This window comes from Agromyces ramosus, from assembly GCF_004216665.1.
Taxonomy (GTDB): Bacteria; Actinomycetota; Actinomycetes; order Actinomycetales; family Microbacteriaceae; genus Agromyces; species Agromyces ramosus.
The window spans coordinates 710,692-735,920 of the sequence record NZ_SGWY01000002.1; the positions used below are offsets into that span (position 1 = coordinate 710,692).

Here is a 25,229-nt window from a genome sequence, read left to right on the forward strand (position 1 = left end):
CGCCGTGCGCCAGACTCATCCCGTCGGGCACCTGCCCATGGGATCACCTCCGGTCGTAGGCTGACGGCGTGAGCGAGGGATCCGAGGTCGACGTGCGCGGTGGGCGTCGGGTGCATTGGCTAGAGCTCTTCTTCGACCTCGTCATGGTCGCGTACGTCGGGCAGGTCGCCCACGGGATGCATGGCGACCCTGGCTGGGCCGACGCGCTCGTGTTCTTCGTGCTCCTTGCGCCGGCATGGTGGGCGTGGGTGAACATGACGCTCACCCTCAACCTGTTCGGTGCTCGCATCACACCGCTGCTCTGGGCCGGGGTCACCGTCGCGATGATCGCGATCGGAGTCATGGCGGCCGCGGTTCCCGAGGCGCTCACCGAAAGAGCATGGGCCTTCGCGGTCGGGAACGCCGTCATCCGCCTGGTCTGGATGCTGCCCTGGGTCGCGAAGAGACGCACCATCGGCGTGCCGTGGTGGCGCCCGATCGCGTACAGCGGACTCCCCGCTGCGCTCTGGCTCGTCTCGGCGGTCGTTCCACCGCCCGCGCAGTACGTGTTGTGGGCGGTCGCGATCGCCGTCGAGGTCGTGCTGCTCGCCTCCCTCGGTGGTCAGGCGACGTGGTTGCAGCGCTCGCTCGACGTGGATCACCTGCTCGAGCGGGTGAGCCTTCTCGTCGTCATCGTGTTCGGAGAGTCGATCCTGGCGACCATCGCGGAGCTCGCCGCCCACTGGACGCTCGCTTCGGGCGTGACCGCCGCTCTTGCCTTCCTCGCCATTTCGCTGCTCGCCTGGGTGTTCTTCCGCTATGCGTCCGGTTCGGCGGAAGCGGGCTTGCGCATGCTCCAGTCGACCGGCCGCATCGGGGCGCTGCGAGACGCGGTGATGTACCTGCCGTTCATCCTGATCGCGGGCATCGCGTTGTTCGCCTCCGGACTCGGCAGCGCGGTCGCCGAAGCCGGACATCACCTGGCGCCCGGTGCCGCCGTCTGCATGGCGGGAGGAATCTTCCTGTTCTACCTCGCGAGTGTCGCCGAGTCCCTTCGCTACGGGGTTCCGTGGCGCGAGGTCGTGACGTGGGGGAGCGCCGGTCTCGTCCTGCCATGGGTGATCCTTCCACTCGCCGCAGTGGTCCATGCGGAGGCCGTGGTCGCCGCGGTCGTACTGCTCATCGTGCTGATGATCGGCATCGCCGAGGTGAACCGACATCGCGTGCGCGCCGAGCGAGAGAATGCCGCCACCGCCGGATGATGGGTTACGGTGGGGGTGACGGGTCACGGGTCTCGGCGTAGCCAATATCCCGAATCGCATCGCAGGAGGAAGTCTCCGCATCCGGGTTAGGCTCGAAGCGTGGACATCAGAGACATCCCACTCACGACCATCGACGGCGCCGCCGCCTCCCTGGCCGATTACGACGACCAGGTCGTCATGGTGGTGAACGTCGCCTCGCGCTGCGGGCTCACGCCGCAGTACGAGAAGCTCGAGGCGCTGCAGCGCGAGTACGGCGACCGCGGGTTCACCGTGCTCGGCTTCCCGTGCAACCAGTTCGCCGGGCAGGAGCCGGGCGACGCCGAGCACATCAAGGAGTTCTGCTCGATGACCTACGGCGTGTCCTTCCCCCTCATGGCCAAGGTGAAGGTGAACGGCCGGCACCGGCATCCGCTCTACGCCGAGCTCACGAAGGTGGCGGATGCCGCCGGCAAGGCCGGCCGCGTCACCTGGAACTTCGAGAAGTTCCTCGTGCTCCCCGACGGCGAGGTGGTGCGCTTCCGCCCCACGACACAGCCCGACCACCCGGCGATCATCGCCGCGATCGAGCGCGGACTCGTCGAGACCCGCGCGGCCTGACCCGATCGGCCGGGGTCGTCGGCGGCGCGCTTCCTTGACCCCCTCCGGTGCGAGGCCCACAATTGGGGGGTCGATCCATGCAAGGGGAGCGGGGAATCAATGACCGACGCGTACTCACGTCAGATCGTCGACCAGGGAGCCGCCGCGGGAGGTGTCCCGCCACAGGCCCCCGCCCAGCGCGCGGATGACACGGTGGTGCTCACCGGCCAGGGAGGGCAGCAGGAGCCCGAGCGCGCCCCCTCGTCACGGCAGCCCGCCGGTGTCTGGAGCCGCGACCTGCGATTCATGCTCGTGGTGCTCACCGCGATCGTCGTGCTGTTCCTGGCGTTCGCGCTGCTCATCGCCTTCAGCCCCACCGGCGCCGCCATCAGCGCGCTGGCCGTCATCGCCGCGCCGATCGCCACCATGGTGGCCGCGTACTACGGCATCTCGCTGGCCCTCAAGCAGGTGAACGACGCGCGGACCGCCGCGGAGGCCGCGGAGGCACGCGCCAGGGCGGCGGAGGCGAGCGCGCGCGAGTCCGACGCATGGGCGGCCCAGATGGAGTCGGGCCTGCGGGTCGCCGTCGCGAAGCTGCGCGCCGCGGGCGGCGAGACCCGTGACGTCGAACGCGCTGCGGGAACCCCCGACGAGTTCTTCTAGAGCTCCGCGAGCAGCGACAGCGGGCGCTCGATGCAGCGCGCCACGAAGGTGAGCAGCCCCGCCGCCTCCGCCCCGTCACAGACCCGATGATCGAACGAGATCGTCAGCTCGGTGACGGTGCGGACCGCGAGCTGGCCGTCGACGACCCACGGTCGCTCGACGAGCCGGCCGATGCCCAGCATCGCCGCCTCGGGGTGGTTGATGATCGCCGCGGACCCGTCGACGCCGAGCGTGCCGTAGTTGTTGAGCGTGAACGTGCCACCGGTGAGGGCAGCGGGCGGGAACGCCCCCGTCGAGGCCTCCTCGCCGCGGGCGGCGATGGCATCGCGGAGGCCGCGCAGGTTCATGCGCTCAGCGCCGTGCACCACCGGTACGAGCAGCCCGCGCGGCGTCTGCGCGGCGATGCCGAGGTTCACGCCTCCGTGCATCACGATCTCCTCGGTCGCGGCGTCGAAGCTTGAGTTCAGCAGCGGGTGTCGCGCCAGGCCGGCGACCACGAACCGCGCGACGAGCGCGGTGACCCCGAACCGCTCGCCCGTGGCCTCCTGCAGCTCGCGACGCGCCTCGAGCAGTGGCGTCGCGTCGACGTCCAGCCACACCGTGGCCTCGGGGATCTCCCGGCGGGAGCGGGCGAAATGCGCGGCCGCGGCGCGGCCCATGCGGTCGAGCGGCACGCGCCGATCCTCGACCGACGCGTTCGCCCCGACGGCGACGGATGCCGCGGCGGCGACGCCGTGGGCTGCGGGCTCCGCGGCGACAGGCCCGCGCTCGGTGCTCCCGCCGGCCTCGAGCTCGCGCACGAACGACTCGACATCACGGCGCATCACGAGGTGGTCGGGACCCGACCCGTCGAGCTGGCTCGCGTCGAAGCCGTGCTCGCGCGCCATGCGGCGGACGATCGGCGAGACGACGGGGGAGCGGCGGGACGGGTCCAGCCGCGTCGGGGATGCCCCGGACGACGCAGGGCCGGTCGTGACGTGGCCTGAACCGCCGCCTGCGGACTGGCGGCGCCCGAACCGGGCCGGGGCCGTCGCCGCGCGCTTCGTGGCGGTCGTGGCCCGCGTACCGTAGCCGATCAGCACCGCACCCGATTCCTCGGTGGCCGCAGCCGTTGGCACGGCGACGCCGGGCTCGGCGGTGACGGGTGCGGTGGCGGGCCCCGCGTCGGCCGGGGCATCCGCTGCCGGGGCGTCGACGGATGCCGGGGCGGCATCCGCCACCGGGGCGCCGACGGGCGCGAGCGTCATGAGCACGCTGCCCGCGTGGAGCACCTGGCCGGTCTCGCCGCCGAGCGACTCGACCACGCCTGCGAACGGGGTGGGCAGCTGCACGACCGACTTCGCGGACTCGAGCTCCACGACGGGCTGGTCGATCGCGACCTCGTCGCCGGGCTGCACGAGCCATGCGACGATCTCCGCCTCGGTGAGTCCCTCGCCGAGGTCGGGCAGGATGAAGTCGCGACTCATCAGCGGTCCCACTCCCAGGTGTCGAGCGCAGCGAGCACGCGGTCGGGCGTCGGCAGGTGGTGCTCCTCGAGCTTCGGCGACGGATACGGGATGTCGAATCCCGCGATGCGCAGCACCGGGGCCGCGAGGTGGTGGAAGTTCCGCTCGGTGACGCGCGCGGCGACCTCCGCCCCGTAGCCGCCGAACTGCGCCGCCTCGTGGATCACGGCGGCACGTGAGGTCTTGCGCACGGATGCCCCGACGGTCTCGTCGTCGAAGGGGGAGAGGCTGCGCAGGTCGACCACCTCGATCGAGAGCCCCTCGGACTCGGCCGCGTCGGCGGCCTCCAGCGCGGTGCGCACGGTGGGGCCGTAGGCGAGCAGGGACACCTCGGTGCCCTCGCGCACGACGACCGCTCGGTCCATCGGCGCGGTCGTCACCGGCAGCGTCAGGGGCGCCTTCGACCAGTAGCGGCTCTTCGGCTCCATGAACACCACGGGGTCGTCGCTGTCGATCGCCTCCCGCAGCATCGAGTACGCGTCCGCGGGGTTCGACGGCATCACGACGGTGAGGCCGGGCGTCGCGGTCCAGTACGCCTCGGACGAGTCGGAGTGGTGCTCGACGCCGCCGATCGCCCCGGCGCACGGGATGCGCACGACCATCGGCAGCGTCATCCGTCCCTTCGTGCGGTTCCGCATCTTGGCGACGTGCGAGACCATCTGCTCGAACGCCGGGTAGCTGAACGCGTCGAACTGCATCTCGACCACGGGCCGCATGCCGTACATCGCCATTCCGACCGCCGTGCCGATGATCCCCGACTCCGCGAGCGGGGAGTCCCAGATGCGGTCCTCGCCGAACTGCGACTGGAGCCCGTCGGTCACTCGGAAGACGCCGCCGAGCGGGCCGACGTCCTCGCCGTAGACCACGACGCGGTCGTCGTCCGCCATGGCGTCGCGCAGCGCGGCGTTCAGGGCCCCCGCCATGGTGAGCTGCGTCGGTGCGGATGCCGCTGGCGTGACGTGCTCGGTCGTCGTGGCGGTCATCGGGCGGCTCCGGCGTCGGTCGCGGCATCCGCCAGCTCGGCCTCGAGCCGTGCGCGCTGCTCGAGGAGCGCCGCGCGCGGGCGGCCGTAGACGTGGTCGAAGAGCTCGAGGGGGTCGAGTTCGGCCTCGGTCGTCATGACCTCCCGCGTGTGGGCGGCGACCGACTCCGCGGCATCCGCGATCTCGGTGCGCACGTCCTCGGACAGCGCCCCCTCGGAGACGAGGTACTTCTCGAGGCGCTCGATCGGGTCGCGGCGCTTCCAGTGCTCGACGTCGCGCGCGTGGCGGTAGCGGGTGGGGTCGTCGGAGTTCGTGTGCGCCTCGATGCGATAGGTGAGGCCCTCGATCAGCGTCGGGCCGCCGCCCGACCGCGCGCGCTCGACCGCGGCCCGCGTCACCGAGTAGACCGCGGCGACGTCGTTGCCGTCGACGTGGAAGCCGGGCATGCCGTAGCCGACGGCCTTGTCGGCCAGCGTCGCGGCACGCGTCTGGCGCGAGAGCGGCACGCTGATCGCGAACTGGTTGTTCTGCACGAGGAAGACGGTCGGCGTCTGCCAGACGGCGGCGAAGTTGAACGCCTCGTGCGCGTCGCCCTCGCTCGTGGCCCCGTCGCCGAGGTAGGTCATCGTCACGATCGGGTCCTGGCGCAGACGCGCCGCGTGAGCGAGGCCCACGGCATGCAGGGCCTGCGTCGCGAGCGGCGTCGCCTGCGAGGCGCAGCGATGGGCGTGCTGGTCGTACCCGTTGTGCCAGTCGCCGCGGAACGACTGCAGGATGTCGCCGGGCTCGATGCCGCGGGTGAGCAGCGCGATGCTGTCGCGATAGGTCGGGAAGAACCAGTCGCGCGCCTCGATCGCGGAGATGGCGCCGATCTCGCAGGCCTCCTGGCCGTACGCCGACGGGTACGTCGCGAGCCGGCCCTGCTTGGTGAGCGCGGTCACCTGCACGTCGAAACGGCGGGCGACGACCATGCGCCGGTAGAGCTCGAGGAGCGTCTCGGCGTCCGGAAGGTCGAACCCGCCGGTGGCTGAGCCGTGCACGGCATGACCCGCGTTGTCGAGCAGCCGGATGGGCTTCTCGGAGGGGAGGGCACGGACGCTGCGGTGCTCGACATTGAGGCTCATATGGCCATGGTGCGCCAGTCTGCGGCCGCGCGCGGGACGTCGGCGAGAAGCGTGAACGAACGGCTCCATCGACTCGAAAGCGTTGCCGTTCGTCCGCCCGGGACGAGCTCAGGTGCGCCAGATGTCCAGGGTCTGCGCGGGCGGGTGGCCTTCGATCTCGGCGAGGATGAGATGCGATCGCGTGGAGATGACTCCGGGCATGTCGTGGATGTCGCGCAGGATGGCCTGGCTCAGCTGCTCGTGGTCGGGCGCGCTCACGGTGAGCATGATGTCGATGTCTCCCGAGACGGCCTGGACCTTCTCGACGAAGGGGAGGGTCGCGAGCTTCGCGGCGATCTCCTCCCAGGAGATCTCGCCGATGCGCACGACCACGAGTGCGGAGATGTTGAGCCCGATCGCCTTCCGGTCGATCTGCGCGCCGAATCCCGTGATCACCCCGCGCTTCTGCAGCTGCTGGACGCGATTGTGCGCGGCGGTGCGCGAGATGTGGACCCGTTCGGCGAGGGTGCGGACCGACAGCCGTCCGTCGCGGCTCAGCTCGGCGACGATGCGTCGATCGATGCTGTCGAGCGCGTCGTTCCGGTGCGGTGTCTGCTGGGTCATCGTCGTCCTCGTGGCTCATGCCCAGCGTAGCGGCTGCGACGTCGCGCGCGACGGAGCGAGGCGCGCATCGGGGCGTGCCGAACGGCGCGTGGGAGCAGCGGCCAGACGGCCGAGATGCCGAGGAACCATCCGTCGACGACGCGCTGGGCGCGCGGTGTCCACCGGAACCCGTACGCGGCGCGCACGTCGGGGGGCAGCAGTGACGCGGTGATCAGCCGGACGGGCGGCAGCAGCGCCGCGGTGCCGAACGGCAGTGCCGGGGAGTGGGAGAGCAGGGTGCGCGCCACCGATCGCGCTTCGCCGCCGACCTCGAGGCGGGCGAGCCGCTCCGACCACCAGGTGTCGAACTCGGCACGGGTGTCCGGCCAGCCCTCCCGCGACGCCTGGAGCCGGAAGCCGACGGGCGCGTAGCCGCGCACGACGGCATCCGCGGTCGGCTCGTCGAGCGGACCGTAGATCCGCTCGTGCAGCACGATCGCCACGCCGAGGAGTGTGGAGGCGACCCACCGCTGGGCGTCGGCGTCGAAGGCGCTGTACGCGGGCCGGGCGTCGTCGGCGTGCGCCCGCACCGGCGCATGACGCGCATTGACCGCGCGTACCGCGTCGGCGACGAGCTCGTCGTCGCCGAAGCCGACCGCGTAGACGTAGTCGAGGGTGCCGAGCAACCGGTCCAGCGGACGTTCGCGGAAGCCGCTGTGCTCGGCGACGCCGCGCGCGACCCGCGGGTCGGCGAGCTGGAGGAGGATCGCGGCCCCGCCGCCGAGCAGCAGCACGCCCTCCGCGCCATGGCGGCGGAACACCTCGCGTTCGTCCTGGTCGATCATCAGTACCAGTTGTAGACCATCAGCTCGTGGACCAGCAGGTCGTCGACGCCAGGTCGCCGACCACGAGGTCACCGACCGTCAGTACCAGTTGTAGGCCTCCGAATGGGCCCAGGCACCGCACGGTGATCCGTAGCGAGCGTCGATGTAGCCCAGGCCCCAGTTGATCTGCGTGGCCGCGTTGGTGCGCCAGTCCGAGCCGGCACTCGCCATCTTGCTGCCCGGAAGCGACTGCGGGATGCCGTACGCACCGCTCGACCTGTTGTAGGCGTCGGCCCGCCAGCCCGACTCGCGCGTCCAGAGCAGGTCGAGGCAGCGGAACTGGTCGGAGCCCCAGCCGTAACTCGGGAGCCGACTCGCGGCGTAGGCCTTCGCGCCCGCACGGTCGACGACGACCCCCGGGGGAGGCGCGCCATCGTCGCCGGCGCTGCCGCCGCTGCTGCCCCGTGCCGCTGCGGCTGCCGCGGCCGCGGCCGCGGCAGCGGCCGCCTCTCGCGCGGCACGTTCCTGGGCGGCCTGTTCCCCGATCCGGTACTGGCGCTCGAGCTCGACCGTGCGGTCGCGCAGGCTCGCGAGCTGCGCGTACAGGGTGTCGAGCACCGCCTGCTGCTCCGCGGCGCGCGCCTCCGCCGCGTCGTGGGCCGCCTCGGCCGCCTCGGCGGCGGTCGCCGCCTCCGCGGCGAGTCGGGTCCGCTCGGCCTCCGCGACGTCCGCCTGCCCGCTGAGCGCCGCGGCATCGGCGCGTGCGGCCTTGGCGCGAGCCGCGACGCCGCCGTAGATGCCGGCGAGCTGGGCCGCTCGGGAGAGCCCGGCCAGGAGGTCGGAGTCGCCCTCGCGGCCGAAGAGGAGCCGCAAGGTCACGTCGGCGCCGCCCGATCGCGCGAGCACCGCCCCGATCCGACCGAGCCGGGCGGCCGACGCAGCGGCCTCCGCCGTCGCGGCGTCCGCCTGGGCGCGAAGGGTGGCGGCGCGCTCCTCCGCGTCGGAGCGGGCGGCCTCGGCGGCCGCGGACACGGCGGCGGCCTCCACCGCGGCATCGCCGAGCCGTCCGGCCTCGGCTTCGAGCTCGTCGACGAAGGCCGTGATCCGCGTCGCCTCGGCCTCGCGCGTGGCGACGTCGGCCTTCGCGGCCTGCACCTGGTCCCACGTCGGGTAGTCCTCGGCGGCGGGACCCGCGGGCACGCCGAGGGTCGCGATCAGCACGACCACGCCCGCCATCGCCTTCCATCCGCCGCGCACAGTACCCCCTCCGAGCGCGGCGAGTCTACCCACGAGGGCACTCGGCGGTCGCCCGGACACGCAGCGTACACTCGCCCGGATGCACGTGATCCGAACCGCCGCGATGCCGCTGATCCTCTGCGCAGCGCTCGTCGGGGTCACCGGATGCGCCCCGACCGCACCGTCGGGTCCATCGTCGGCACCCACGGCGTCGCCGCGGCATCCGGCCGCTGCGGACCCGGTCGCCGAGTGGGTCGACCAGCGGATGTCGCAGCTCTCGATCGAGCAGAAGGCCGCCTCGCTGCTCATGCTCCATGCCCCCGGCACCGACCCCGCGCCGCTCCGCGCGCTGGTGGATGCCGGCGTGTCCGGGCTCATCCTGATGGGCGACAACATGCCCGCCACGCCTCCCGAGCTCTCGGCGCTCACCGAGGCCGTGCAGGCCGACGCCGAGGCGCCGGTGCTCGTCGGCATCGACGAGGAGGGCGGCGAGGTGCAGCGCCTCCCGTGGGACGACTCGGCGGGTGCGGAGCAGCTCCGCGCCGCGCCGCCGCCGGTCGCGCAGGAGGCATTCGGATCCCGTGCCGCGGCGCTGTCCGCCGTGGGCGTCGACGTGAACTTCGGCATCGTCGCGGATGTCACGGCGGACCCCGCCTCCTTCATCGCCGGCCGCGTGCTCGGCGGCGACCCGCACGCGGCGGCCGATCGCGTGGCCGCGGCGGTGGCGGGGGAGCGCGGCGCCGTGCTCAGCACGCTGAAGCACTTCCCCGGCCACGGAGCCGCGCCGGGCGACTCGCACGCGAGCGTGCCGACCGCACCCCTCACGATCGACGAGTGGCGCGCGGGTCCGGCGATCCCGTTCGCGGCCGGCATCGACGCCGGCGCCGAGCTCGTGATGACGGGCCACCTCGCCTACCCCGCCGTCGACGCGGCCCCGGCATCACTCTCACCGGAGTGGCACCGGATCCTGCGTGAGGAACTCGGCTTCGACGGCGTCGTGGTGACGGACGACATGCTGATGCTGCAGCACAACGGCCTGCCCGAGTACGCGGATGCGGGCGAGAACGCGGTCCGCGCCGTCGAAGCCGGCTCCGACCTGCTCCTCTACGTGCTCCCCGCGGATCCCTCCGAGTTCGGCATCTCGGTCGAGGGCCTGGTCGGGTCGCTGGTGGCCGCGGTCGGGTCCGGGCGCGTCAGCGCGCAGCGACTCGACGACGCCGTCGAGCGGGTGCTCACGCTGCGCCGAGGACTCGTGTCGCCATCGGATGTCGGATCCGGGGAATAGATCCGCGATCGATGCGTTCGCATATGTGTGGCCGACCGGCCGCAGCGACATCACATTGGAGAAACCGCAAGATGACGAGCACCGCGACGACGATCGAGATCCCCGGCTACCGCGCAGGCACGTGGAAGGTCGACACCGCCCACAGCGAGGTCGGCTTCAGCATCCGCCACCTGATGATCAGCAAGGTGAAGGGCAAGTTCGAGCGATTCGACGCCACCTTCGTGACCGCCGAGAACCCCCTCGAGTCCAGCGTGACGGCGTCCGCCGAGGTCGCCTCGATCACCACGAACGAGCCGAACCGCGACGCGCACCTGCGCACCGGCGACTTCTTCGAGGCCGAGTCGTACCCGACCATCGACTTCGTGTCCACCGGCGTGCGCGCCGAGGGCGGCGACTTCAAGGTGGACGGCGACCTCACGATCCGCGGCATCACCAGGCCCGTGACCTTCGACTTCGACTTCGGCGGCTTCGGCGGCGACCCCTACGGCAACTACAAGGGTGGCGCGACCGCGAAGACGGTCATCAACCGCGAGGACTTCGGACTCAGCTACAACGCGGCCCTCGAGACGGGCGGCGTGCTGCTCGGCGACCAGGTGACCATCACGCTCGAGCTGCAGGCCGCGCTCGAGCAGTGACTCCGGTCCAGCGGAACGGGCGGTGCCGCGACGTGGCGCCGCCCGTTCCGCGTTCACGTCGCGGTCGTGATCGCGCCCAGCCGCTCCCCGTGGAACCGTGCCCAACGGGCGAGGGCGGGTTCGTACCCGACCGGGTCGATCGACCGCTCGAAGCCCTCGAGTGCGACGGATGCCTCGCCCTTCGCCCTGGTGACCTTCCAAAGGCCCTCGACGACGCCCGCGCCGTTCACGAGGATCGGCTGGAACACCCCGTTCAGCCCCGGCACGATCCTGGGCGCGTGGAGCGGATCGCAGACGTCGCTGCGCTCCGTGTACCCGAGGAAATACTCGTCGAAGGCGGCGAGCACGAAGCGGCGTGAGGTGCGCGGCGTGGTCGACGCGGGATCGGCGGCCCAACCCGCATCCGCCGCGACGACGCGCTCCTCGTCGAATGCCACGAGCGCGCCACCGGCTGCGGCGAACGCCGTGCGCGCGTCGGTGAGCGTGAGTCCGCTCCACCAGGCGAAGTCGCGCACGGTGACCGGCCCGTGGCCTGCGGCGTAGGCGACGGCGAGGTTCGCCAGCGTCTCATCGCGGTCGGGGACCCGGCCGGCGGCGGGCGCCCACTCGTCGAGCAGCACGAAGCGCTGTCCGCGACCCTCGACGGGGCCGCAGCAGAGCACGGCGTCCTGCGCGAGCCACCAGATCAGGTGGTAGCCCCGCTGCCCGGTCGTGCGGATGCCCGCCGCCTCCCACGCGGCGAGGAGCTCCTCGCGGGAGAGCGAGGCGCCGCCGGCCAGCGCGGTCTCGGCGAGCTCGCGAGCGCGCGAATACACCTCCCGATCGAGTTCGAGCTGGCGATGCCGGGTGGCCGCGCGCTGCATGATGCGCGGCCCGGTGATCGCGAGGATCGGGCGCAGCGTCTCGGTCGGCAGCAGGTGGAGGGTGCCGCGCATCGGCCACGACCGCACGACCTCGCGCGACTCGATCGCCGCGTCGACATCGGCGGAGGCGGATCCCGGGACGCGTGCGCCGAGCACCCACCTCGCGGCCGCGAAGTCCTGCGCCTGGACGGCGCCGAGCCGTCGCACCGCGGCGGTGATGGACGGCAGGCCGGTGCGCAATCCGTGCGCATCGAGTCGCGCGGCTCGCAGGCGGGCCGCGCTGGCGGGCTTCGGCATGCCACGAGTCTGGCGGATGCCGGTGACATCCGCTGGACGACGCCGACGCGAGACGCCGCCCGTTCGAGCGATAGACTGGGGGGCTGTGCCACTCGGCACGCCTCACCCCACCCACTTCCGCCGGAGGATCCCCGTGCTCGCCGTCCATGATCTCGAGATCCGCGTCGGCGCCCGCGTGCTGATGGAGCACGTGGACTTCCGCGTCTCGGCGGGCGACAAGGTGGGGTTGGTCGGCCGCAACGGCGCCGGCAAGACCACGCTCACGAAGACGCTCGCCGGCGAGACGCTGCCCAACGGCGGGCGGATCGATCGATCCGGCGAGATCGGCTACCTGCCGCAGGACCCGCGCTCCGGCGACCCCGAGATGCTCGCGCGCACGCGGATCCTCGATGCGCGGGGCCTGGGCTCGCTGGTGCTCGGCATGCACGAGGCGTCCATGGCGATGGGGAGCGACGATCCCGACGTTGCCGAGCGCGCGATGAAGAAGTACGGCAACCTCACCGACCGCTTCACCGCGCTCGGCGGGTACGCGGCCGAGGCGGAGGCGGCCTCGATCGCGTCGAACCTCAACCTGCCCGACCGCATCCTCGACCAGCCGCTGAAGACGCTCTCGGGCGGACAGCGCCGGCGTATCGAACTCGCGCGCATCCTCTTCTCGGACGCCGAGACGATGATCCTGGACGAGCCGACCAACCACCTCGACGCCGACTCGGTCGTGTGGCTGCGCGAGTTCCTGAAGGCCTACAAGGGCGGCGTGATCGTGATCAGCCACGACGTGGAGCTCGTCGGCGAGGTCGTGAACCGCGTCTTCTACCTCGACGCGAACCGCTCGATCATCGACATCTACAACATGGGCTGGAAGCACTACCTGCGCCAGCGTGCCGCCGACGAGGAGCGTCGCAAGAAGGAGCGCGCCAACGCCGAGAAGAAGGCCGGCGCCCTGCAGTTGCAGGCGGCCAGGTTCGGCGCGAAGGCGTCGAAGGCGGCCGCGGCGCACCAGATGGTCGCCCGCGCCGAGAAGCTCCTCGCCGGCCTCGAGGAGGTGCGCGCCGTCGACCGGGTCGCGAAGCTGCGCTTCCCGACGCCCGCGCCCTGCGGTCGCACGCCGCTCACCGCCAGCGACCTCTCGAAGAGCTACGGCTCCCTCGAGATCTTCACCGCCGTCGACCTCGCGATCGACCGAGGGTCGAAGGTGGTCATCATCGGCCTGAACGGTGCCGGGAAGACGACGCTGCTGCGCATCCTCGCGGGCGTCGACCGCCCGGACACGGGCGTCGTCGAGGCCGGGCACGGGCTGCGCGTCGGCTACTACGCGCAGGAGCACGAGACGCTCGACGTGGCGCGCACCGTGCTCCAGAACATGGTGAGCGCCTCACCGAACCTCACCGAGACCGAGGCCCGCAAGGTGCTCGGCTCGTTCCTGTTCACGGGCGACGACGTGCACAAGCCCGCCGGAGTCCTCTCGGGCGGCGAGAAGACCCGCCTCGCGCTCGCGATGATCGTCGTGTCGGGCGCGAACGTGCTGCTGCTCGACGAGCCGACGAACAACCTCGACCCCGCGAGCCGCGCCGAGATCCTCGACGCGCTCGCCCACTACGAGGGATCCGTCGTGCTCGTCTCGCACGACCCCGGCGCGGTCGAGGCCCTGAACCCCGAACGCGTGCTGATCATGCCCGACGGGACCGAGGACCACTGGAGCCGCGAGTACCAGGAGCTCATCGAGCTGGCGTGATCTAGCGGCGGTCGAGCACCTCGTCCTCGAGGTCGGCGTCGGCGTCGGCCTTCACGCGCTTGGATCGACGGAATCCGCGCTCGGGCGTCCCACTCGCAGGCGCGACTCCGGATGCCTCCGCGAGCCCGCGGCGTTCCTGGTTCGCGGCCCACCCGAGTCCGACGAACGCGAGCAGGGCGAACACGAACCACTGCAGCGCGTACGAGAGGTGCGGACCCTCGTCGCGCACCGGCCGCGCCGCTGCGAGCGGCGGCTCGTCGACGTCGGCCCCCGACTGCACGAGCACGCCGTACGCGCCCGTGTAGCTCGGCTCGTCCATCCGCTCGGCGAGCTCGTGCAGGTCGATCGTCGCGAACTCGATGCCGGTGGACGTGCGCCCGGCGATGCGCTCCTCGCCCGCCTTCAGCCTCGCCTCGACCTGGACGCGTCCCGACGCGGGCGGGGCGTACTCGCTCGGCCGGCCGTCGGACGCCTGCGCGATCCAGCCCCGGTCGACCATGAACACGGAGCCGTCGTCGAGGCGGAAGGGCGTGATCACCTCGAAGCCCGAGCTGCCCTCGAACGGGCGGTTCCGAACCACGACCTCCTCGTCGGCCAGGTACTCGCCCGAGAGGGAGACCACCTGCCACCGCTGGTCGACGTCGAACCCGTCGGCGTCGGGCAGGGCCTCCGCGACCGGGATCGCATCGGCGTCGTAGTTGGCATCGATGCGCGCCACCTCGGCGAGGGCCTCCGCGCGCCGGTTCAACTGCCACGTGCCCAGCGCACAGCACGCGATCGCGAAGACGATCACGAGCGCGAGGTAGCCGGCCCATCGCGGCGACCTGAGGAACGACCACTCGCTCACGGCTCGGCTCCCGTGGCGGCATCCGTGGTCACCGGCTCGAACGGAGCGACGCGAACCGGGAACGACCGCGCCTCGAGGAACCCACGCAGGTACTCGACGTGCTCGTCGCAGGCGAGCCAGGTCTTCCAGCGCTCTCCGGTGTGGATGCGCGGGTTCTGCCAGTCGATGCGCCAGGTCGCGGTGTCACGGCACGCGGCGCGCGAGCAGACGTCGGGGGCGGCATCCGCCCCGATTCCGCCGATCACGCGGCACCGCGCTCGTCGTGCGGCGGGCCGCCGGTCTCGGAGTCGCCGGAGTGGCCGGGGTCGCCGGAGTGGCCGGGGTCGCCGGGGGAGTCGTGTGCGGATGCCCCGGGCGCGGCATCACCGGATTCCCCTTCCTCGGAGGCGGGCGCCGACGGCGCTTCTCGCCCGGCCGCCTCCGCGTCGGGACCGGGTGCGTGCGGGGCCATGGGAACCAGCCCGCCCGGTCGGAGCACCTCGGAGTCGCGCGACGGTCCGCTGACGTTCGCCAGCACCACGGCCACGTAGGGCAGGAAGATCGCGCCGGCAGCGAAGACGACGAGCCACCAGCCCTGGGCGAAGAGCATGGCGAAGATGCAGGCGACACGGATCGACATCGCGATCGTGTACTTGATCATGCGCGATCGCCGCTCCGCTTCGGGCGAGGGCGGCAGCGTGGTGATCGACTGCTGCTTCATGATGGTCGCCGTTGGTCGCGCGGCTCTCCTCTCCGTCAAGCCTACGTCCGTCCGAGCCCGACGGATGCCCCGATCGGCGAGCCTCTATGCTGGGACGGGCCCGATGGGCCCGTCGCACCAGCACCGAGGAAACGGAGTCCATCATGACGACGAGTCGTACCGTTCTCGTGACCGGCGGCAACCGCGGCATCGGGTTCGCGATCGCGCGCGAGTTCGTCGCCCAGGGGCACCGCGTCGCCGTCACCGCACGCTCCGGTGAGGGCCCGGAGGGTTCGCTCACGGTGCGGGCGGATGTCACGGATTCCGCCTCGGTCGACCAGGCGTTCACCGAGGTCGAGGCGGCCCTCGGTCCTGTCGAGGTCGTCGTGGCGAACGCCGGCATCACCCGCGACACCCTCCTCATGCGCATGAGCGAGGACGAGTTCACGAGCGTGATCGACACCAACCTCACCGGCGCATTCCGGGTCGTGAAGCGCGCATCGAAGGGCATGCTGAAGGCGCGCTTCGGACGGATCGTGCTCATCTCGAGTGTCGTCGGGCTCCTCGGTGGCGCGGGCCAGGTCAACTACTCCTCGTCGAAGGCCGCGCTCGTCGGCATGGCACGCTCGATCACCCGCGAGCTCGGGTCCCGCAACATCACCGCGAACGTCGTCGCACCGGGGTTCATCGAGACCGACATGACCGACGAACTGCCCGAGGCGCAGCAGGCCGAGTACAAGAAGAGCATCCCCGCGGGACGCTTCGCGACACCCGACGAGGTCGCCAAGGTCGTGGCCTGGCTCGCCGGCGACGACGCCGGCTACATCTCGGGTGCCGTCATCCCGGTCGACGGCGGCCTCGGGATGGGGCACTAGGCCCCATCCCGGACGCGACGATCAGCGGTCGATCCGCACCACGTCGTACTCGGTGTCGGGAGTCGGCGGCGTGCCGAACCGGGCATTGGGCAGGAACAGGCTGTTCCCGAACCGCGCGACCGTGGTCGGGACGTCGAACGCGGGGTCGGTCAGCTGATCGACGAGGGTGCCGCTCGTGCCGTCTGCGGCCAGGCGGATCACCGCGACCGTGTTGAGCTGGTTCTGCACCACGTAGAGCGTGTTGCCGACGACGAGCAGGCCGTCTCCGGCGGTCACGGGGAAGCCGCCGAGGTCGACGGCGGTCGCCTCGCCGGTCGCGGGGTCCACGCGGAACAGCGTGGCCGTCGCGGACTGGATCACGAGCAGGGCCTGGCGGTCGGGCGTCTCGGCGATGCCGTTGGCATTGAAGCCCTGCTGCTGCACCCAGTCGCCAGTGAGCGGAAGGGTCACGACGTCGGAGGCGTCGGCGAGCTCGCCCGACGGCGATACCGGCACGAAGTACAGCTCGGCCGCGAAGCTGTTCGTGAACCAGGCGCCGTCACGGGTCAGGACGACGTCGTTGATGAACGCCGGACCGCTGGTCAGCGGATAGGTCTCGAGCACGTCTCCGGTGTCGGCGTCGACCACGCGGGCCGAACCGGTCGGCCCACCGGCGATGAAGAGCCGCCCCCGATCGTCGATCTTGAGGCCGACCGACGGCGTGCCCGGGCCGTCGAGCGTCGTGATCTCGGCGCCGGTGCGGAGGTCGACGACGTAGACGTCGCCGTCGGCCAGGGATCCGACGTAGGCGGTGCCGCCGGGGCCGATCGCGATCCCCTCGGGCCGGAAGCCGTCGGGGAGTTCGATCAGGTCTTCGACCGCACCGCCTCCCGGAGGAGAACCCGCAGCGTGGGCGGCGCCCGCCGCCGAGACGGCGAGGAGCCCAGTCAGTGCGGCGGCGGCGAATGTACGTGCGACGATGCGACCGGACATGGCCACATGCTACGTCCGGCTCGGCGATGCGGTCGGGGTTCGGAGGAAGCTCCCAGCCCGCCCGTCGACCGCCGTACGGGAAGCGTCAGCCGCGCAGGCCGAGCAGGGGGAGCACTGCGCTGAGGTCGGGCGTGTCGATCGCGACATGCGCTCGCTCGCGCACCACGGGCTTCGCGCAGAACGCGACGCCGAGACGGGCCCGGTCGAGCATCTCGAGGTCGTTGGCGCCATCGCCGACGGCGACGGCTCGCTCGAGCGGGATGCCGCTCGCCGCCGCCCACTCCTCGAGTGCGGCCGCCTTCCCATGGGCGTCGACGATGTCGCCGTCGACGCGTCCGGTGAGACGGCCGTCGGCCGTCTCGAGGCGGTTGGCGCGGCAGAAGTCGAGGCCGAGCCGCTGTGCGAGCGGATCGAGCAGCTCGTGGAATCCTCCCGACACGACGCCGACCCTTCCGCCGGCCGCGTGCACGCCGTCGATGAGCTCCTGCACACCGGGGGTCGGCGTCATCCTGGCGCGAGCCTGCTCGAACACCCCGATGCCGAGCCCGGCCAGCGTGGCCACGCGTTCGCGGAGGCTCGCGGCGAAGTCGAGCTCGCCGCGCATCGCCCGCTCGGTGACCTCGGTGACGAGCGCGAGGCTGCCGGCGGCATCCGCCAGCAGTTCGATCGCCTCCTCGCGGATGAGGGTCGAATCGGCGTCGAGCACGACGAGGGGGCCGCTCGCGCGGCCCGATGCCGTGCCCGTCACGCGTTGGCCCGAACCCGGGAGCCCTTGCCGACGACCGTGATGCCGCTGTCGGTGACGATGAAGCCGCGCGCGAGGTCTTCCGCGCGGTCGACGCCGATGCGCACGCCGGCCTCGACGACGACCTCCTTGTCGAGGATCGCGCGCTGCACCGTCGCGCCGGCGTCGATGCGAGCGCGGTCGAACAGGATCGAGTCGGCCACGTGCGCGCCCGACCCGACGATCGCCCAGGGGCCCAGCACGCTGCGCTCGACATGCGCTCCGGAGATGACGGACCCGAGCGAGACGATGGAGTCGATCACGGTGCCGAGCGAGCCGCGCGCGTCGCGCGTGAACTTGGCCGGCGGAGAGTTGAGCTGCTGGCTGAAGATCGGCCACTCGCGGTTGTAGAGGTTGAACACGGGAAGCACCGAGATGAGGTCCTGGTGGGCCTCGAAGAACGAGTCGATGGTCCCGACGTCGCGCCAGTAGTAGCGGTCACGGTCGGTGGAGCCCGGCACCTCGTTCTGCTTCAGGTCGTAGACGCCGGCCCTACCCTCCGCCACGAAGGCCGGGATGATGTCGCCGCCCATGTCGTGGCTGGAGTCCGTGCGCTCGCCGTCGCGCAGCACCGCGTCGATGAGCGCGTCGGCGTCGAACACGTAGTTCCCCATCGACGCCAGCACCTCCTGCGGGGAGTCGGGCAGGCCCACCGGGTCCTTCGGCTTCTCGAGGAAGCGGTCGATGCGGCCCGGATGCGCCGCATCGACCTCGATGACTCCGAACTGGTCGGCGAGGGAGATCGGCTGCCGGATGGCGGCCACGGTGGCCGACAGGCCCGATTCGATGTGCGCGTCGATCATCTGGCTGAAGTCCATGCGGTAGACGTGGTCGGCGCCGACCACGACGATGATGTCGGGCTGCTCGTCGTAGATGAGGTTGAGGCTCTGCAGGATCGCGTCGGCCGAGCCCGAGAACCACCGTTTGCCCAGCCGCTGCTGCGCGGGCACCGACGCGACGTAGGAGTTCAGCAGGCCGCTCATGCGCCAGGTCTGGGACACGTGCCGGTCGAGGCTGTGCGACTTGTACTGCGTGAGCACGACGATCTGCCTGAGCCCCGAGTTCAGGAGGTTCGACAACGCGAAGTCGATGAGCCGGTACTGCCCGCCGAACGGCACCGCGGGCTTGGCCCGGTCCTCCGTGAGGGGCATGAGCCGCTTTCCCTCGCCGCCGGCGAGGACGATGCCGAATACCTTGCGCGTGGCCATGCCCACCAGCGTAGTCAGACGAGGCCCATCACGGGCGCGGAAGTCCGACCATGTCGGATGCCGCTGCGCTACCGTTGCAGCATGCGCGTCGACCTGCTCACCCGCGAGTACCCGCCCGAGGTCTACGGAGGAGCGGGGGTGCACGTCGCGGAACTCGTCCGGGCGCTCCGGCGAGATCTCGAGGTCGTGGTGCGCTGCTTCGGCGCGCCGCGCGACGAGGCCGGAACGTTCGGCTACGCCACGCCGGCCGAGTTCGACGGGCGCAACGCCGCGCTCGGCACGATGGGCGTCGACCTGCTGATGGCGGGGGATGCCGCGGGCGCCGACCTGGTGCACTCGCACACGTGGTACGCGAACTTCGCCGGGTTCACCGCGAAGCGGCTGCACGACATCCCGCACGTGGTGACCGCGCACAGCCTCGAACCGCTGCGTCCGTGGAAGGCCGAGCAGCTCGGCGGCGGCTACCGGCTCTCGTCGTGGGTGGAGCGGACGGCCTTCGAGGACGCCGACGCGGTGATCGCCGTCAGCGATGGCATGCGCCGCGACATCCTGCGGGCCTACCCGTCGATCGACCCGTCGCGCGTGCAGGTCGTGTACAACGGCATCGACCTCGCCGACTGGCAGCCCAACCACGACGCCGAGACCGCGCGCGCCCTCGGCCTCGACCCCGATCGTCCGTCGGTGATCTTCGTGGGCCGCATCACGCGGCAGAAGGGCCTGCCCTACCTCCTCCGCGCGGCGCGACTGCTGCCCGCCGACGTGCAGCTCGTGCTGTGCGCGGGCGCGCCCGACACCGAGGAGATCATGACCGAGGTCACCGGCCTCGTCGACGAGCTCCGCGAGGAGCGCGGCGGCGTCGTGTGGATCGACCGTCACCTCCCGCGCAACGAGCTCACGTCGCTGCTCACGGCCGCGACGGTCTTCGTGTGCCCGTCGGTCTACGAGCCGCTCGGCATCGTGAACCTCGAGGCGATGGCGTGCGGCGCGCCGGTGGTCGGCACGGCGACCGGCGGCATCCCCGAGGTCGTCGACGACGGCGTCACGGGCGTGCTCGTGCCCATCGAGCAGGCGGACGACGGCACCGGCACCCCCCTCGACCCCGACGCGTTCGTCGCCGACCTCGCCGCGGCGCTCGCGCGTGTGGTGAACGACCCCGAGCGCGCCCGGGCGATGGGAGCCGCAGGCCGGCAGCGGGCGGAGGACCACTTCGCGTGGGACGCGATCGCCGCCAGGACGCGGGAACTGTACGAGCGGGTGCTCGCCGGCTGAGCGCCGACCCGGCCGCTCGCCCTCGCATGCACCCGGGCGGACCGGAGGCCTCGCCGCGTCCCGATAGCATGGGTCATATGGCGAGTACGGTGCTGGAGTTCCGCGATGTGTCGGTGGTCCGAGACGGCAATCTGATCCTCGACTCGGTGACGTGGAGCGTCGACTCCGACGAGCGCTGGGTCATCCTCGGGCCGAATGGCGCGGGCAAGACGACGCTGCTGCAGATCGCCGCGGCCGCGATGCACCCGTCGAAGGGATCGGCGCACGTGCTCGAGGAGTCGCTCGGCAAGGTCGACGTCTTCGAGCTGCGCCCGATGATCGGCTTCGCCTCCACCGCGATGGCGCGCAAGATCCCGCGCAACGAGACCGTGCTCGACGTCGTGCTCACCGCCGCCTACTCGGTCACCGGCCGCTGGAACGAGGAGTACGAGGAGATCGACCTCCGGCGTGCCCACCGCGTGCTGCAGGAGTGGGGCCTCGAGGGCTTCGCGGGCCGCAAGTTCGGCAGCCTCTCCGACGGTGAGCAGAAGCGCGTGCAGATCGCGCGCTCGGTCATGACCGATCCCGAGCTGCTGCTCCTCGACGAGCCGGCCGCGAGCCTCGACCTCGGTGCCCGCGAGGAGCTCGTCGGGCTCCTCGGCGGCTACGCCTCCTCGCCCGCCTCTCCCGCGATCGTCATGGTCACGCACCACGTCGAGGAGATCCCGCAGGGCTTCAGCCACGCCCTCCTCCTGGCGGGCGGCAAGATCGTCGCCGCCGGGCCGTTGGCCGAGGCGCTCACGTCCGAGACGCTCACCGAGACGTTCGGTCTCTCGATCGACCTCGCCGAAGCCGACGGGCGATACGCCGCGCGGGCGGCCTGACACCCCTTCACGTCGATTCTGCTAGAATCGTGAGCTGGCCCACGGGGCCTACGTACTTTCCTGCCCGCGGCAGGTGCGAATCCATCATCCGAACACTCGCCATCTGAAATCCAAGGAAGTCTCCATGAAGACCGACATCCACCCCGACTACAACGCCGTCGTCTTCCGCGACCTCTCGTCGGGCGCCACGTTCCTCACCCGCTCGACGGTGACGAGCGACAAGACGATCGAGCTCGACGGTGTCACCTACCCGGTGATCGACGTCGAGATCTCGTCGGAGTCGCACCCGTTCTACACGGGCAAGCAGCGCATCATGGACTCGGCCGGCCGCGTCGAGAAGTTCAACCAGCGCTTCAAGAACTTCGGCAAGTAACGCACATCCCGAGCAGCTCGCACGAGGCCCCCGCCACATGGTGGGGGCCTCGTCTGCGCGGCGCGCGGCCGGTGGCCGGTGCGAACGGTCGCCGTCAGAAGAGCATGTCGACCGAGGCGGGCTCGGGGAGGGCGAGGTCGAGCACCGCGGTCGAGGTGGCTGCAGGGGCGGCGGCGGCGGCGGTGGCCGTGGCGACGGCGCGCCGCACGGGCCAGGCGCCCGTCGTCGTGAACCCGGGTTCGCCGTTGGCACGCCGGTACGCCTGATAGCTCTCGGCCTGCTCCCGGCACCACTCGACCTGCCGGGCGTGGAGGTCGCCGACCGCGACGGCGGCGAGTTCGGGGAACGCCCGGACGATCGCCTGCGCGACGCGACCGGCCGCCACGGCGTCGGCGCCCGCGTCGTGCGCGTTGGGCAGCGCGACGCCGTAGTGCTCCGCCGCCGCGGTGAGCGTGCGCTTGCCACGTCGATACCGGTCGACGGCCTTGTCGATGACGAGCGGGTCGATGACCGGACCCGGACCGGGCAGCGGAGCGTGTCCGTAGCGCTCCGCCTCGCGCTCGAGGAGGGTCAGGTCGTAGGCCGCGTTGTACGCCACGATCGGCAGGCCTCGCGCGGCGGCATCCGCCAGCGCGGCGATGATCTCGGCGACGGCCCCGACCGCCGGCACCCCCTCGAGCCGTGCTCGCTCGGTCGTGACCCCGTGGATGAGCGATGCCGCGGTGGGGATCTCGACGCCGGGGTCCACGAGCCATTCCCGACGCTCGAGCACCTCGCCGTCGACGCCGATGACGCCGACATGGGCGGTCACGATGCGGCACGTGTCCACGTCGATGCCCGTGGTCTCGAGGTCGAACACGGCGAGTTCGTCGGCCCAGCGGGCGCTGCTCGTGGCATCCATGGTGGAAGGCTATGGGCGGCCACCGTCACGACCGGGGGAGCCGCGCGCGTGTCTCCGGCATCCGGCGCGGGCGACCGGCGGACGCGCAGGCGACGCGCCGTAGAATGTGCGGGATGATCGCCTCCCCGTACGACGAGCAGCTCGCTCGCATCCCCGTGAGCGCGCACCGCACCGACGTCGACGGCACCGACACCGCATGGTGGGAGTACGGCCGCGCGGATGCGCCGGTGCTCGTGCTCGTGCACGGGTTCCGCGGCGACCACCACGGGCTCGAGCCCGTCGTCGCGCAGCTCCCCGGCTTCCGGATCATCTCGCCCGACCTGCCGGGCTTCGGCGAGTCGGCGACGTTCCAGGGTCGCCCGCATGACATCGAGGCCTACGCCGACTGGCTCGCCGCGTTCATCGGCGCCGTCGGGATCGTCGGCCCCTACGCGCTGCTCGGGCACTCGTTCGGCTCGATCGTCGCCGCCAACGCGGTCGCTCGAGGGCTGTCACCCGAACGGCTCGTGCTCGTGAACCCGATCGGCGCACCCGCGCTCGAGGGACCCCGCGGCGTCATGACCCGCCTCGCGGTGCTCTACTACCGCACGGCGGCGGCGCTTCCCGAGCGCGCGGGCTTCGCGCTGCTGCGCAACGGCGCGATCGTGCGCGTGATGAGCGTCACGATGGCCAAGACCCGGTCGAAGCCACTTCGCCGCTGGATCCACGACCAGCACGACCGCTACTTCTCCGCGTTCGGCGACCGCGACGCCGTGCTCGAGGCGTTCCGGGCGTCGGTCAGCCACGACGTGAGCGAGGTCGCTGCCGACATCCGGGTGCCCACGCTGCTCGTCGCGGCCGAGCGCGACGACGTCACGCCCCTCGATGCCCAGCGACGGCTGGTGACGCTGTTCCCGGATGCCTCGCTCGAGGTCATCCCCGAGGTCGGGCACCTCATCCACTACGAGACGCCGGGCGACGCCGCGGCGCGCATCCTCCGCTTCCTGCGCTCGGGAGCCGACGCGTGAGGATCGTCGTCGACTGCCGCTACGTGCGCATCGGGCACCACGACGGCATCAGCCGCTTCACGGCGGGCATCGTCGCCGAGCTCGCCAAGCGGCATCCGCTCACCATGCTCGTGAGCGACCACCGGCAGCTCGAGCTGCTCCCGCCGCTGCCGTGGCAGCTCGTGAGCTCGCCGACCAGCATCCGCGAGCCGCTCGTGGCGCTGCAGGTGAAGAAGCTGCGACCCGATCTCGTCTTCACGCCGATGCAGACGATGGGCTCGTGGGGCCGGGACTACAAGCTGCTGCTCACCCTGCACGACCTCATCTACTACGAGCACCGCACACCGCCGCGCGACCTGCCGGCGCCCGTGCGCCTGCTGTGGCGGCTGTACCACCTCGCCTGGTGGCCCCAGCGGATGCTCCTCAACCGCGGCGACGGCGTCGTCACCGTGTCCGAGACGACCGCCGGGCTCATCCACGAGCACCACCTCACCGACCGGCCGGTCACGGTGATCCCGAACGCCGCCGACGACCTCGGGACGCCGACGCTGCCCCGGGCCAGGCCCGAGGGGCACCGCCTGGTGTACATGGGCTCCTACATGCCCTACAAGAACGTCGACACGCTCGTGCGTGCGGTCGCCGCCCTGCCCGACCACGAGCTGCACCTGCTGAGCCGCATCAGCCGTGACGAGCGCGCGCGGCTCACGCGGCTGGCCCCGCAGGCTCGCCTCGTCTTCCACGACGGCGTCACCGACGCCGAGTACGCCGAACTCCTCTCGGGTGCGACCGCGCTCGTGCACGCCTCGCAGGCGGAGGGATTCGGCATCCCGCTCGTGGAGGCGATGCGGCTGGGCACTCCCGTCGTGGTCAGCGACATCCCGATCTTCCGCGAGATCGGCGGCGACGCCGCGCTGTACTTCGACTCCGGCAACCCCGAGGCGCTCGTCGCGGCGTTGTGGTCGCTCGAGCGCGAGGGGGAGTGGGAGCGGCGCTCCGCGGCATCCGTCGCCGTGGCGGCACGCTACAACTGGGCGTCGTCGGCCGAGCAGTTGCTGGACCTCATGCGCCGCACCGTGGCGCCGGGCACCCGTCGGCGTGGCGCCGGCCGCCGTCGGTGAGCGGCTCAGGACGCGAGCGCGGCCGCCATCGCCGTGAGCGTCTCGCTCGCACCCGCCTCGATCTTGACGGCGGCACGACTGTCGCCCTTCGTGATGCCGCGGTTCACGACGATGATGGGCGTGCGGCGTCGGCGGGCGAGCTCGAGGAGCCGCACGCCCGAGTTCACGACCAGCGACGAGCCGGCCACGAGCAGCGTGTCGGCGCCCTGCACGAGCGAGGCCGCCGCCTGGTACGTGTCGACCGGGACGAACTCGCCGAAGAAGACGACGTCGGGCTTCAGGATGCCGCCGCAGACGGTGCAGGCCGGGATCACCATCGCCTCGACGTCGTCGACGTCGACATCGCCGTCGGGTCGCGCGCGGATGGCCGTGTCGAGGTCGATGGCGGGATTCAGCTCGGCGAGGCGCTCGGCGATCGCCTGCCGCGCGTAGTGCTGCCCGCAGGTGAGGCAGAGCACGCGGTCCATGCCGCCGTGCAGCTCGACGACGTGCCGGCTGCCCGCCCGGCGGTGGAGGCCGTCGACGTTCTGCGTGACGACGCCCGTGACCACACCGCCGGCCTCGAGCTCGGCGAGGGCCAGGTGACCCGAGTTGGGCTGCGCGCTGCCGAAGCTGCGCCATCCGAGGTGGCTGCCCGCCCAGTACCGCTTGCGCGCCGTCTCGGAGGCGAGGAACGCCTGCAGGGTCATCGGCGTGCGCACGGGAGCGCCCTCACCGCGGTAGTCGGGGATTCCGGAGTCCGTCGAGACGCCCGCCCCGGTGAGCACGGCGACGCGTGCGCCGCGCATGAGCCCGATCGCCGCATCGA

27 protein-coding genes are annotated in these 25,229 nt (G+C 71.8%); 12 read left to right on the forward strand and 15 right to left on the reverse strand.

What is annotated here, in order from left to right; translation table 11 throughout:
* Positions 1-68: 68 nt before the first annotated feature.
* The 3 genes from EV187_RS09920 to EV187_RS09930 all read left to right on the forward strand — a co-directional run bounded on the left by EV187_RS09920 (position 69) and on the right by EV187_RS09930 (position 2,480).
* Complete coding sequence (locus EV187_RS09920; RefSeq protein ID WP_130352876.1) at positions 69-1,241, forward strand: low temperature requirement protein A; 1,173 nt, start codon at positions 69-71, stop codon at positions 1,239-1,241.
* A gap of 99 nt (positions 1,242-1,340) precedes the next feature.
* Positions 1,341-1,838, forward strand: coding sequence for a glutathione peroxidase (locus tag EV187_RS09925; protein ID WP_130352877.1), 498 nt, complete (start codon positions 1,341-1,343; stop codon positions 1,836-1,838).
* A gap of 99 nt (positions 1,839-1,937) precedes the next feature.
* Positions 1,938-2,480, forward strand: a complete 543-nt coding sequence (locus tag EV187_RS09930) for a hypothetical protein (protein ID WP_130352878.1) — start codon at positions 1,938-1,940, stop codon at positions 2,478-2,480.
* On the opposite strand, the gene EV187_RS09935 is transcribed toward EV187_RS09930, so the two are convergent.
* The 6 genes from EV187_RS09935 to EV187_RS09960 all read right to left on the reverse strand — a co-directional run bounded on the left by EV187_RS09935 (position 2,477) and on the right by EV187_RS09960 (position 8,788).
* The gene (locus tag EV187_RS09935; RefSeq protein ID WP_130352879.1) at positions 2,477-3,946 is read right to left on the reverse strand and encodes a dihydrolipoamide acetyltransferase family protein; all 1,470 of its coding nucleotides are present in this window, start codon (positions 3,944-3,946) and stop codon (positions 2,477-2,479) included. The two genes, EV187_RS09930 and EV187_RS09935, sit on opposite strands and share 4 nt — an antisense overlap.
* Positions 3,946-4,968: an alpha-ketoacid dehydrogenase subunit beta gene (locus tag EV187_RS09940; RefSeq protein ID WP_130352880.1), complete on the reverse strand. Its 1,023-nt coding sequence runs from the start codon at positions 4,966-4,968 to the stop codon at positions 3,946-3,948. The genes EV187_RS09935 and EV187_RS09940 overlap by 1 nt, the downstream gene beginning before the upstream one ends.
* Positions 4,965-6,092, reverse strand: coding sequence for a pyruvate dehydrogenase (acetyl-transferring) E1 component subunit alpha (gene pdhA / locus EV187_RS09945; RefSeq protein ID WP_130352881.1), 1,128 nt, complete (start codon positions 6,090-6,092; stop codon positions 4,965-4,967). Before pdhA ends, EV187_RS09940 begins: the two co-directional genes overlap by 4 nt.
* Positions 6,093-6,200: 108 nt before the next feature.
* The gene (locus tag EV187_RS09950; RefSeq protein WP_130352882.1) at positions 6,201-6,695 is read right to left on the reverse strand and encodes an Lrp/AsnC family transcriptional regulator; all 495 of its coding nucleotides are present in this window, start codon (positions 6,693-6,695) and stop codon (positions 6,201-6,203) included.
* Positions 6,692-7,519, reverse strand: coding sequence for an oxygenase MpaB family protein (locus tag EV187_RS09955; RefSeq protein ID WP_130352883.1), 828 nt, complete (start codon positions 7,517-7,519; stop codon positions 6,692-6,694). The genes EV187_RS09950 and EV187_RS09955 overlap by 4 nt, the downstream gene beginning before the upstream one ends.
* 78 nt (positions 7,520-7,597) lie before the next feature.
* The gene (locus EV187_RS09960) at positions 7,598-8,788 is read right to left on the reverse strand and encodes an aggregation-promoting factor C-terminal-like domain-containing protein (protein WP_242609529.1); all 1,191 of its coding nucleotides are present in this window, start codon (positions 8,786-8,788) and stop codon (positions 7,598-7,600) included.
* Between the two features lie 46 nt (positions 8,789-8,834).
* On the opposite strand from EV187_RS09960, the gene EV187_RS09965 reads away from it, so the two are divergent.
* Both EV187_RS09965 and EV187_RS09970 read left to right on the forward strand, forming a co-directional pair.
* Positions 8,835-10,019 carry a glycoside hydrolase family 3 N-terminal domain-containing protein gene (locus EV187_RS09965; protein WP_130352884.1) on the forward strand — a complete coding sequence of 395 codons (1,185 nt, stop codon included), beginning with the start codon at positions 8,835-8,837 and terminating at the stop codon, positions 10,017-10,019.
* Positions 10,020-10,090: 71 nt separating this feature from the next.
* The gene (locus tag EV187_RS09970; RefSeq protein ID WP_130352885.1) at positions 10,091-10,654 is read left to right on the forward strand and encodes a YceI family protein; all 564 of its coding nucleotides are present in this window, start codon (positions 10,091-10,093) and stop codon (positions 10,652-10,654) included.
* 53 nt (positions 10,655-10,707) lie between these two features.
* Here EV187_RS09970 and EV187_RS09975 read toward each other — a convergent pair whose 3' ends face one another.
* Positions 10,708-11,814 carry a winged helix DNA-binding domain-containing protein gene (locus EV187_RS09975; RefSeq protein ID WP_130352886.1) on the reverse strand — a complete coding sequence of 369 codons (1,107 nt, stop codon included), beginning with the start codon at positions 11,812-11,814 and terminating at the stop codon, positions 10,708-10,710.
* Between the two features lie 133 nt (positions 11,815-11,947).
* Here EV187_RS09975 and EV187_RS09980 point away from each other — a divergent pair, with 133 nt between their 5' ends.
* Positions 11,948-13,546: an ABC-F family ATP-binding cassette domain-containing protein gene (locus EV187_RS09980; RefSeq protein WP_130352887.1), complete on the forward strand. Its 1,599-nt coding sequence runs from the start codon at positions 11,948-11,950 to the stop codon at positions 13,544-13,546.
* 1 nt (position 13,547) lies between these two features.
* Here EV187_RS09980 and EV187_RS09985 read toward each other — a convergent pair whose 3' ends face one another.
* The 3 genes from EV187_RS09985 to EV187_RS09995 are packed head-to-tail and all read right to left on the reverse strand — an operon-like array spanning position 13,548 to position 15,093.
* The gene (locus EV187_RS09985; RefSeq protein WP_165391155.1) at positions 13,548-14,393 is read right to left on the reverse strand and encodes an SURF1 family cytochrome oxidase biogenesis protein; all 846 of its coding nucleotides are present in this window, start codon (positions 14,391-14,393) and stop codon (positions 13,548-13,550) included.
* The gene (locus tag EV187_RS09990; RefSeq protein WP_423190882.1) at positions 14,390-14,638 is read right to left on the reverse strand and encodes a hypothetical protein; all 249 of its coding nucleotides are present in this window, start codon (positions 14,636-14,638) and stop codon (positions 14,390-14,392) included. Before EV187_RS09990 ends, EV187_RS09985 begins: the two co-directional genes overlap by 4 nt.
* On the reverse strand, positions 14,635-15,093 hold the full coding sequence (locus tag EV187_RS09995; RefSeq protein WP_130352889.1) for a DUF3099 domain-containing protein: 459 nt from the start codon (positions 15,091-15,093) through the stop codon (positions 14,635-14,637). The genes EV187_RS09990 and EV187_RS09995 overlap by 4 nt, the downstream gene beginning before the upstream one ends.
* 143 nt (positions 15,094-15,236) lie before the next feature.
* Between EV187_RS09995 and EV187_RS10000 the strand changes: the two genes are divergently transcribed.
* Complete coding sequence (locus EV187_RS10000) at positions 15,237-15,947, forward strand: beta-ketoacyl-ACP reductase (protein WP_130352890.1); 711 nt, start codon at positions 15,237-15,239, stop codon at positions 15,945-15,947.
* A 21-nt stretch (positions 15,948-15,968) separates the two neighbouring features.
* Here the strand turns inward: EV187_RS10000 and EV187_RS10005 are convergent, their stop codons facing one another.
* From EV187_RS10005 to glgC, 3 genes are all read right to left on the reverse strand, one after another.
* Complete coding sequence (locus EV187_RS10005; protein ID WP_130352891.1) at positions 15,969-16,919, reverse strand: SMP-30/gluconolactonase/LRE family protein; 951 nt, start codon at positions 16,917-16,919, stop codon at positions 15,969-15,971.
* 85 nt (positions 16,920-17,004) lie between these two features.
* A complete protein-coding gene (serB, locus tag EV187_RS10010) occupies positions 17,005-17,667 on the reverse strand; it encodes a phosphoserine phosphatase SerB (protein WP_242609530.1) in 663 nt (220 codons plus the stop codon).
* Positions 17,664-18,911 carry a glucose-1-phosphate adenylyltransferase gene (gene glgC, locus EV187_RS10015; protein ID WP_130352892.1) on the reverse strand — a complete coding sequence of 416 codons (1,248 nt, stop codon included), beginning with the start codon at positions 18,909-18,911 and terminating at the stop codon, positions 17,664-17,666. The genes serB and glgC overlap by 4 nt, the downstream gene beginning before the upstream one ends.
* Positions 18,912-18,992: 81 nt before the next feature.
* Here glgC and glgA point away from each other — a divergent pair, with 81 nt between their 5' ends.
* From glgA to EV187_RS10030, 3 genes are all read left to right on the forward strand, one after another.
* Positions 18,993-20,180, forward strand: coding sequence for a glycogen synthase (gene glgA / locus EV187_RS10020; protein WP_130352893.1), 1,188 nt, complete (start codon positions 18,993-18,995; stop codon positions 20,178-20,180).
* 77 nt (positions 20,181-20,257) lie between these two features.
* The gene (locus EV187_RS10025) at positions 20,258-21,043 is read left to right on the forward strand and encodes an ABC transporter ATP-binding protein (RefSeq protein ID WP_130352894.1); all 786 of its coding nucleotides are present in this window, start codon (positions 20,258-20,260) and stop codon (positions 21,041-21,043) included.
* A 124-nt stretch (positions 21,044-21,167) separates the two neighbouring features.
* The gene (locus EV187_RS10030) at positions 21,168-21,416 is read left to right on the forward strand and encodes a type B 50S ribosomal protein L31 (RefSeq protein WP_130352895.1); all 249 of its coding nucleotides are present in this window, start codon (positions 21,168-21,170) and stop codon (positions 21,414-21,416) included.
* Positions 21,417-21,510: 94 nt separating this feature from the next.
* Here EV187_RS10030 and EV187_RS10035 read toward each other — a convergent pair whose 3' ends face one another.
* Positions 21,511-22,317, reverse strand: a complete 807-nt coding sequence (locus tag EV187_RS10035; protein ID WP_130352896.1) for an exonuclease domain-containing protein — start codon at positions 22,315-22,317, stop codon at positions 21,511-21,513.
* Positions 22,318-22,430: 113 nt separating this feature from the next.
* Here EV187_RS10035 and EV187_RS10040 point away from each other — a divergent pair, with 113 nt between their 5' ends.
* Complete coding sequence (locus EV187_RS10040) at positions 22,431-23,324, forward strand: alpha/beta fold hydrolase (protein ID WP_130352897.1); 894 nt, start codon at positions 22,431-22,433, stop codon at positions 23,322-23,324.
* Entirely contained in the window at positions 23,321-24,421 is a 1,101-nt protein-coding gene (locus EV187_RS10045) for a glycosyltransferase family 4 protein (RefSeq protein WP_130352898.1), read from the forward strand. The genes EV187_RS10040 and EV187_RS10045 overlap by 4 nt, the downstream gene beginning before the upstream one ends.
* Before the next feature lie 5 nt (positions 24,422-24,426).
* On the opposite strand, the gene EV187_RS10050 is transcribed toward EV187_RS10045, so the two are convergent.
* Positions 24,427-25,209 (reverse strand): NAD-dependent protein deacetylase, encoded by a 783-nt coding sequence (locus tag EV187_RS10050; RefSeq protein WP_242609574.1) that lies wholly within the window; start codon positions 25,207-25,209, stop codon positions 24,427-24,429.
* Between the last annotated feature and the right edge of the window lie 20 nt (positions 25,210-25,229).

What these genes read in the sequence shown, in the direction of transcription:
- EV187_RS09930 (WP_130352878.1), top strand. Translation starts at nt 1,938, where the DNA reads ATGACCGACGCGTACTCACGTCAGATCGTCGACCAGGGAGCCGCCGCG.
- EV187_RS09935 (WP_130352879.1), bottom strand. Translation starts at nt 3,946, where the DNA reads ATGAGTCGCGACTTCATCCTGCCCGACCTCGGCGAGGGACTCACCGAG.
- EV187_RS09940 (WP_130352880.1), bottom strand. Translation starts at nt 4,968, where the DNA reads ATGACCGCCACGACGACCGAGCACGTCACGCCAGCGGCATCCGCACCG.
- pdhA (WP_130352881.1), bottom strand. Translation starts at nt 6,092, where the DNA reads ATGAGCCTCAATGTCGAGCACCGCAGCGTCCGTGCCCTCCCCTCCGAG.
- EV187_RS09950 (WP_130352882.1), bottom strand. Translation starts at nt 6,695, where the DNA reads ATGACCCAGCAGACACCGCACCGGAACGACGCGCTCGACAGCATCGAT.
- EV187_RS09955 (WP_130352883.1), bottom strand. Translation starts at nt 7,519, where the DNA reads ATGATCGACCAGGACGAACGCGAGGTGTTCCGCCGCCATGGCGCGGAG.
- EV187_RS09965 (WP_130352884.1), top strand. Translation starts at nt 8,835, where the DNA reads ATGCACGTGATCCGAACCGCCGCGATGCCGCTGATCCTCTGCGCAGCG.
- EV187_RS09970 (WP_130352885.1), top strand. Translation starts at nt 10,091, where the DNA reads ATGACGAGCACCGCGACGACGATCGAGATCCCCGGCTACCGCGCAGGC.
- EV187_RS09975 (WP_130352886.1), bottom strand. Translation starts at nt 11,814, where the DNA reads ATGCCGAAGCCCGCCAGCGCGGCCCGCCTGCGAGCCGCGCGACTCGAT.
- EV187_RS09995 (WP_130352889.1), bottom strand. Translation starts at nt 15,093, where the DNA reads ATGAAGCAGCAGTCGATCACCACGCTGCCGCCCTCGCCCGAAGCGGAG.
- EV187_RS10000 (WP_130352890.1), top strand. Translation starts at nt 15,237, where the DNA reads ATGACGACGAGTCGTACCGTTCTCGTGACCGGCGGCAACCGCGGCATC.
- EV187_RS10005 (WP_130352891.1), bottom strand. Translation starts at nt 16,919, where the DNA reads ATGTCCGGTCGCATCGTCGCACGTACATTCGCCGCCGCCGCACTGACT.
- glgC (WP_130352892.1), bottom strand. Translation starts at nt 18,911, where the DNA reads ATGGCCACGCGCAAGGTATTCGGCATCGTCCTCGCCGGCGGCGAGGGA.
- glgA (WP_130352893.1), top strand. Translation starts at nt 18,993, where the DNA reads ATGCGCGTCGACCTGCTCACCCGCGAGTACCCGCCCGAGGTCTACGGA.
- EV187_RS10025 (WP_130352894.1), top strand. Translation starts at nt 20,258, where the DNA reads ATGGCGAGTACGGTGCTGGAGTTCCGCGATGTGTCGGTGGTCCGAGAC.
- EV187_RS10030 (WP_130352895.1), top strand. Translation starts at nt 21,168, where the DNA reads ATGAAGACCGACATCCACCCCGACTACAACGCCGTCGTCTTCCGCGAC.
- EV187_RS10035 (WP_130352896.1), bottom strand. Translation starts at nt 22,317, where the DNA reads ATGGATGCCACGAGCAGCGCCCGCTGGGCCGACGAACTCGCCGTGTTC.
- EV187_RS10040 (WP_130352897.1), top strand. Translation starts at nt 22,431, where the DNA reads ATGATCGCCTCCCCGTACGACGAGCAGCTCGCTCGCATCCCCGTGAGC.
- EV187_RS10050 (WP_242609574.1), bottom strand. Translation starts at nt 25,209, where the DNA reads ATGCGCGGCGCACGCGTCGCCGTGCTCACCGGGGCGGGCGTCTCGACG.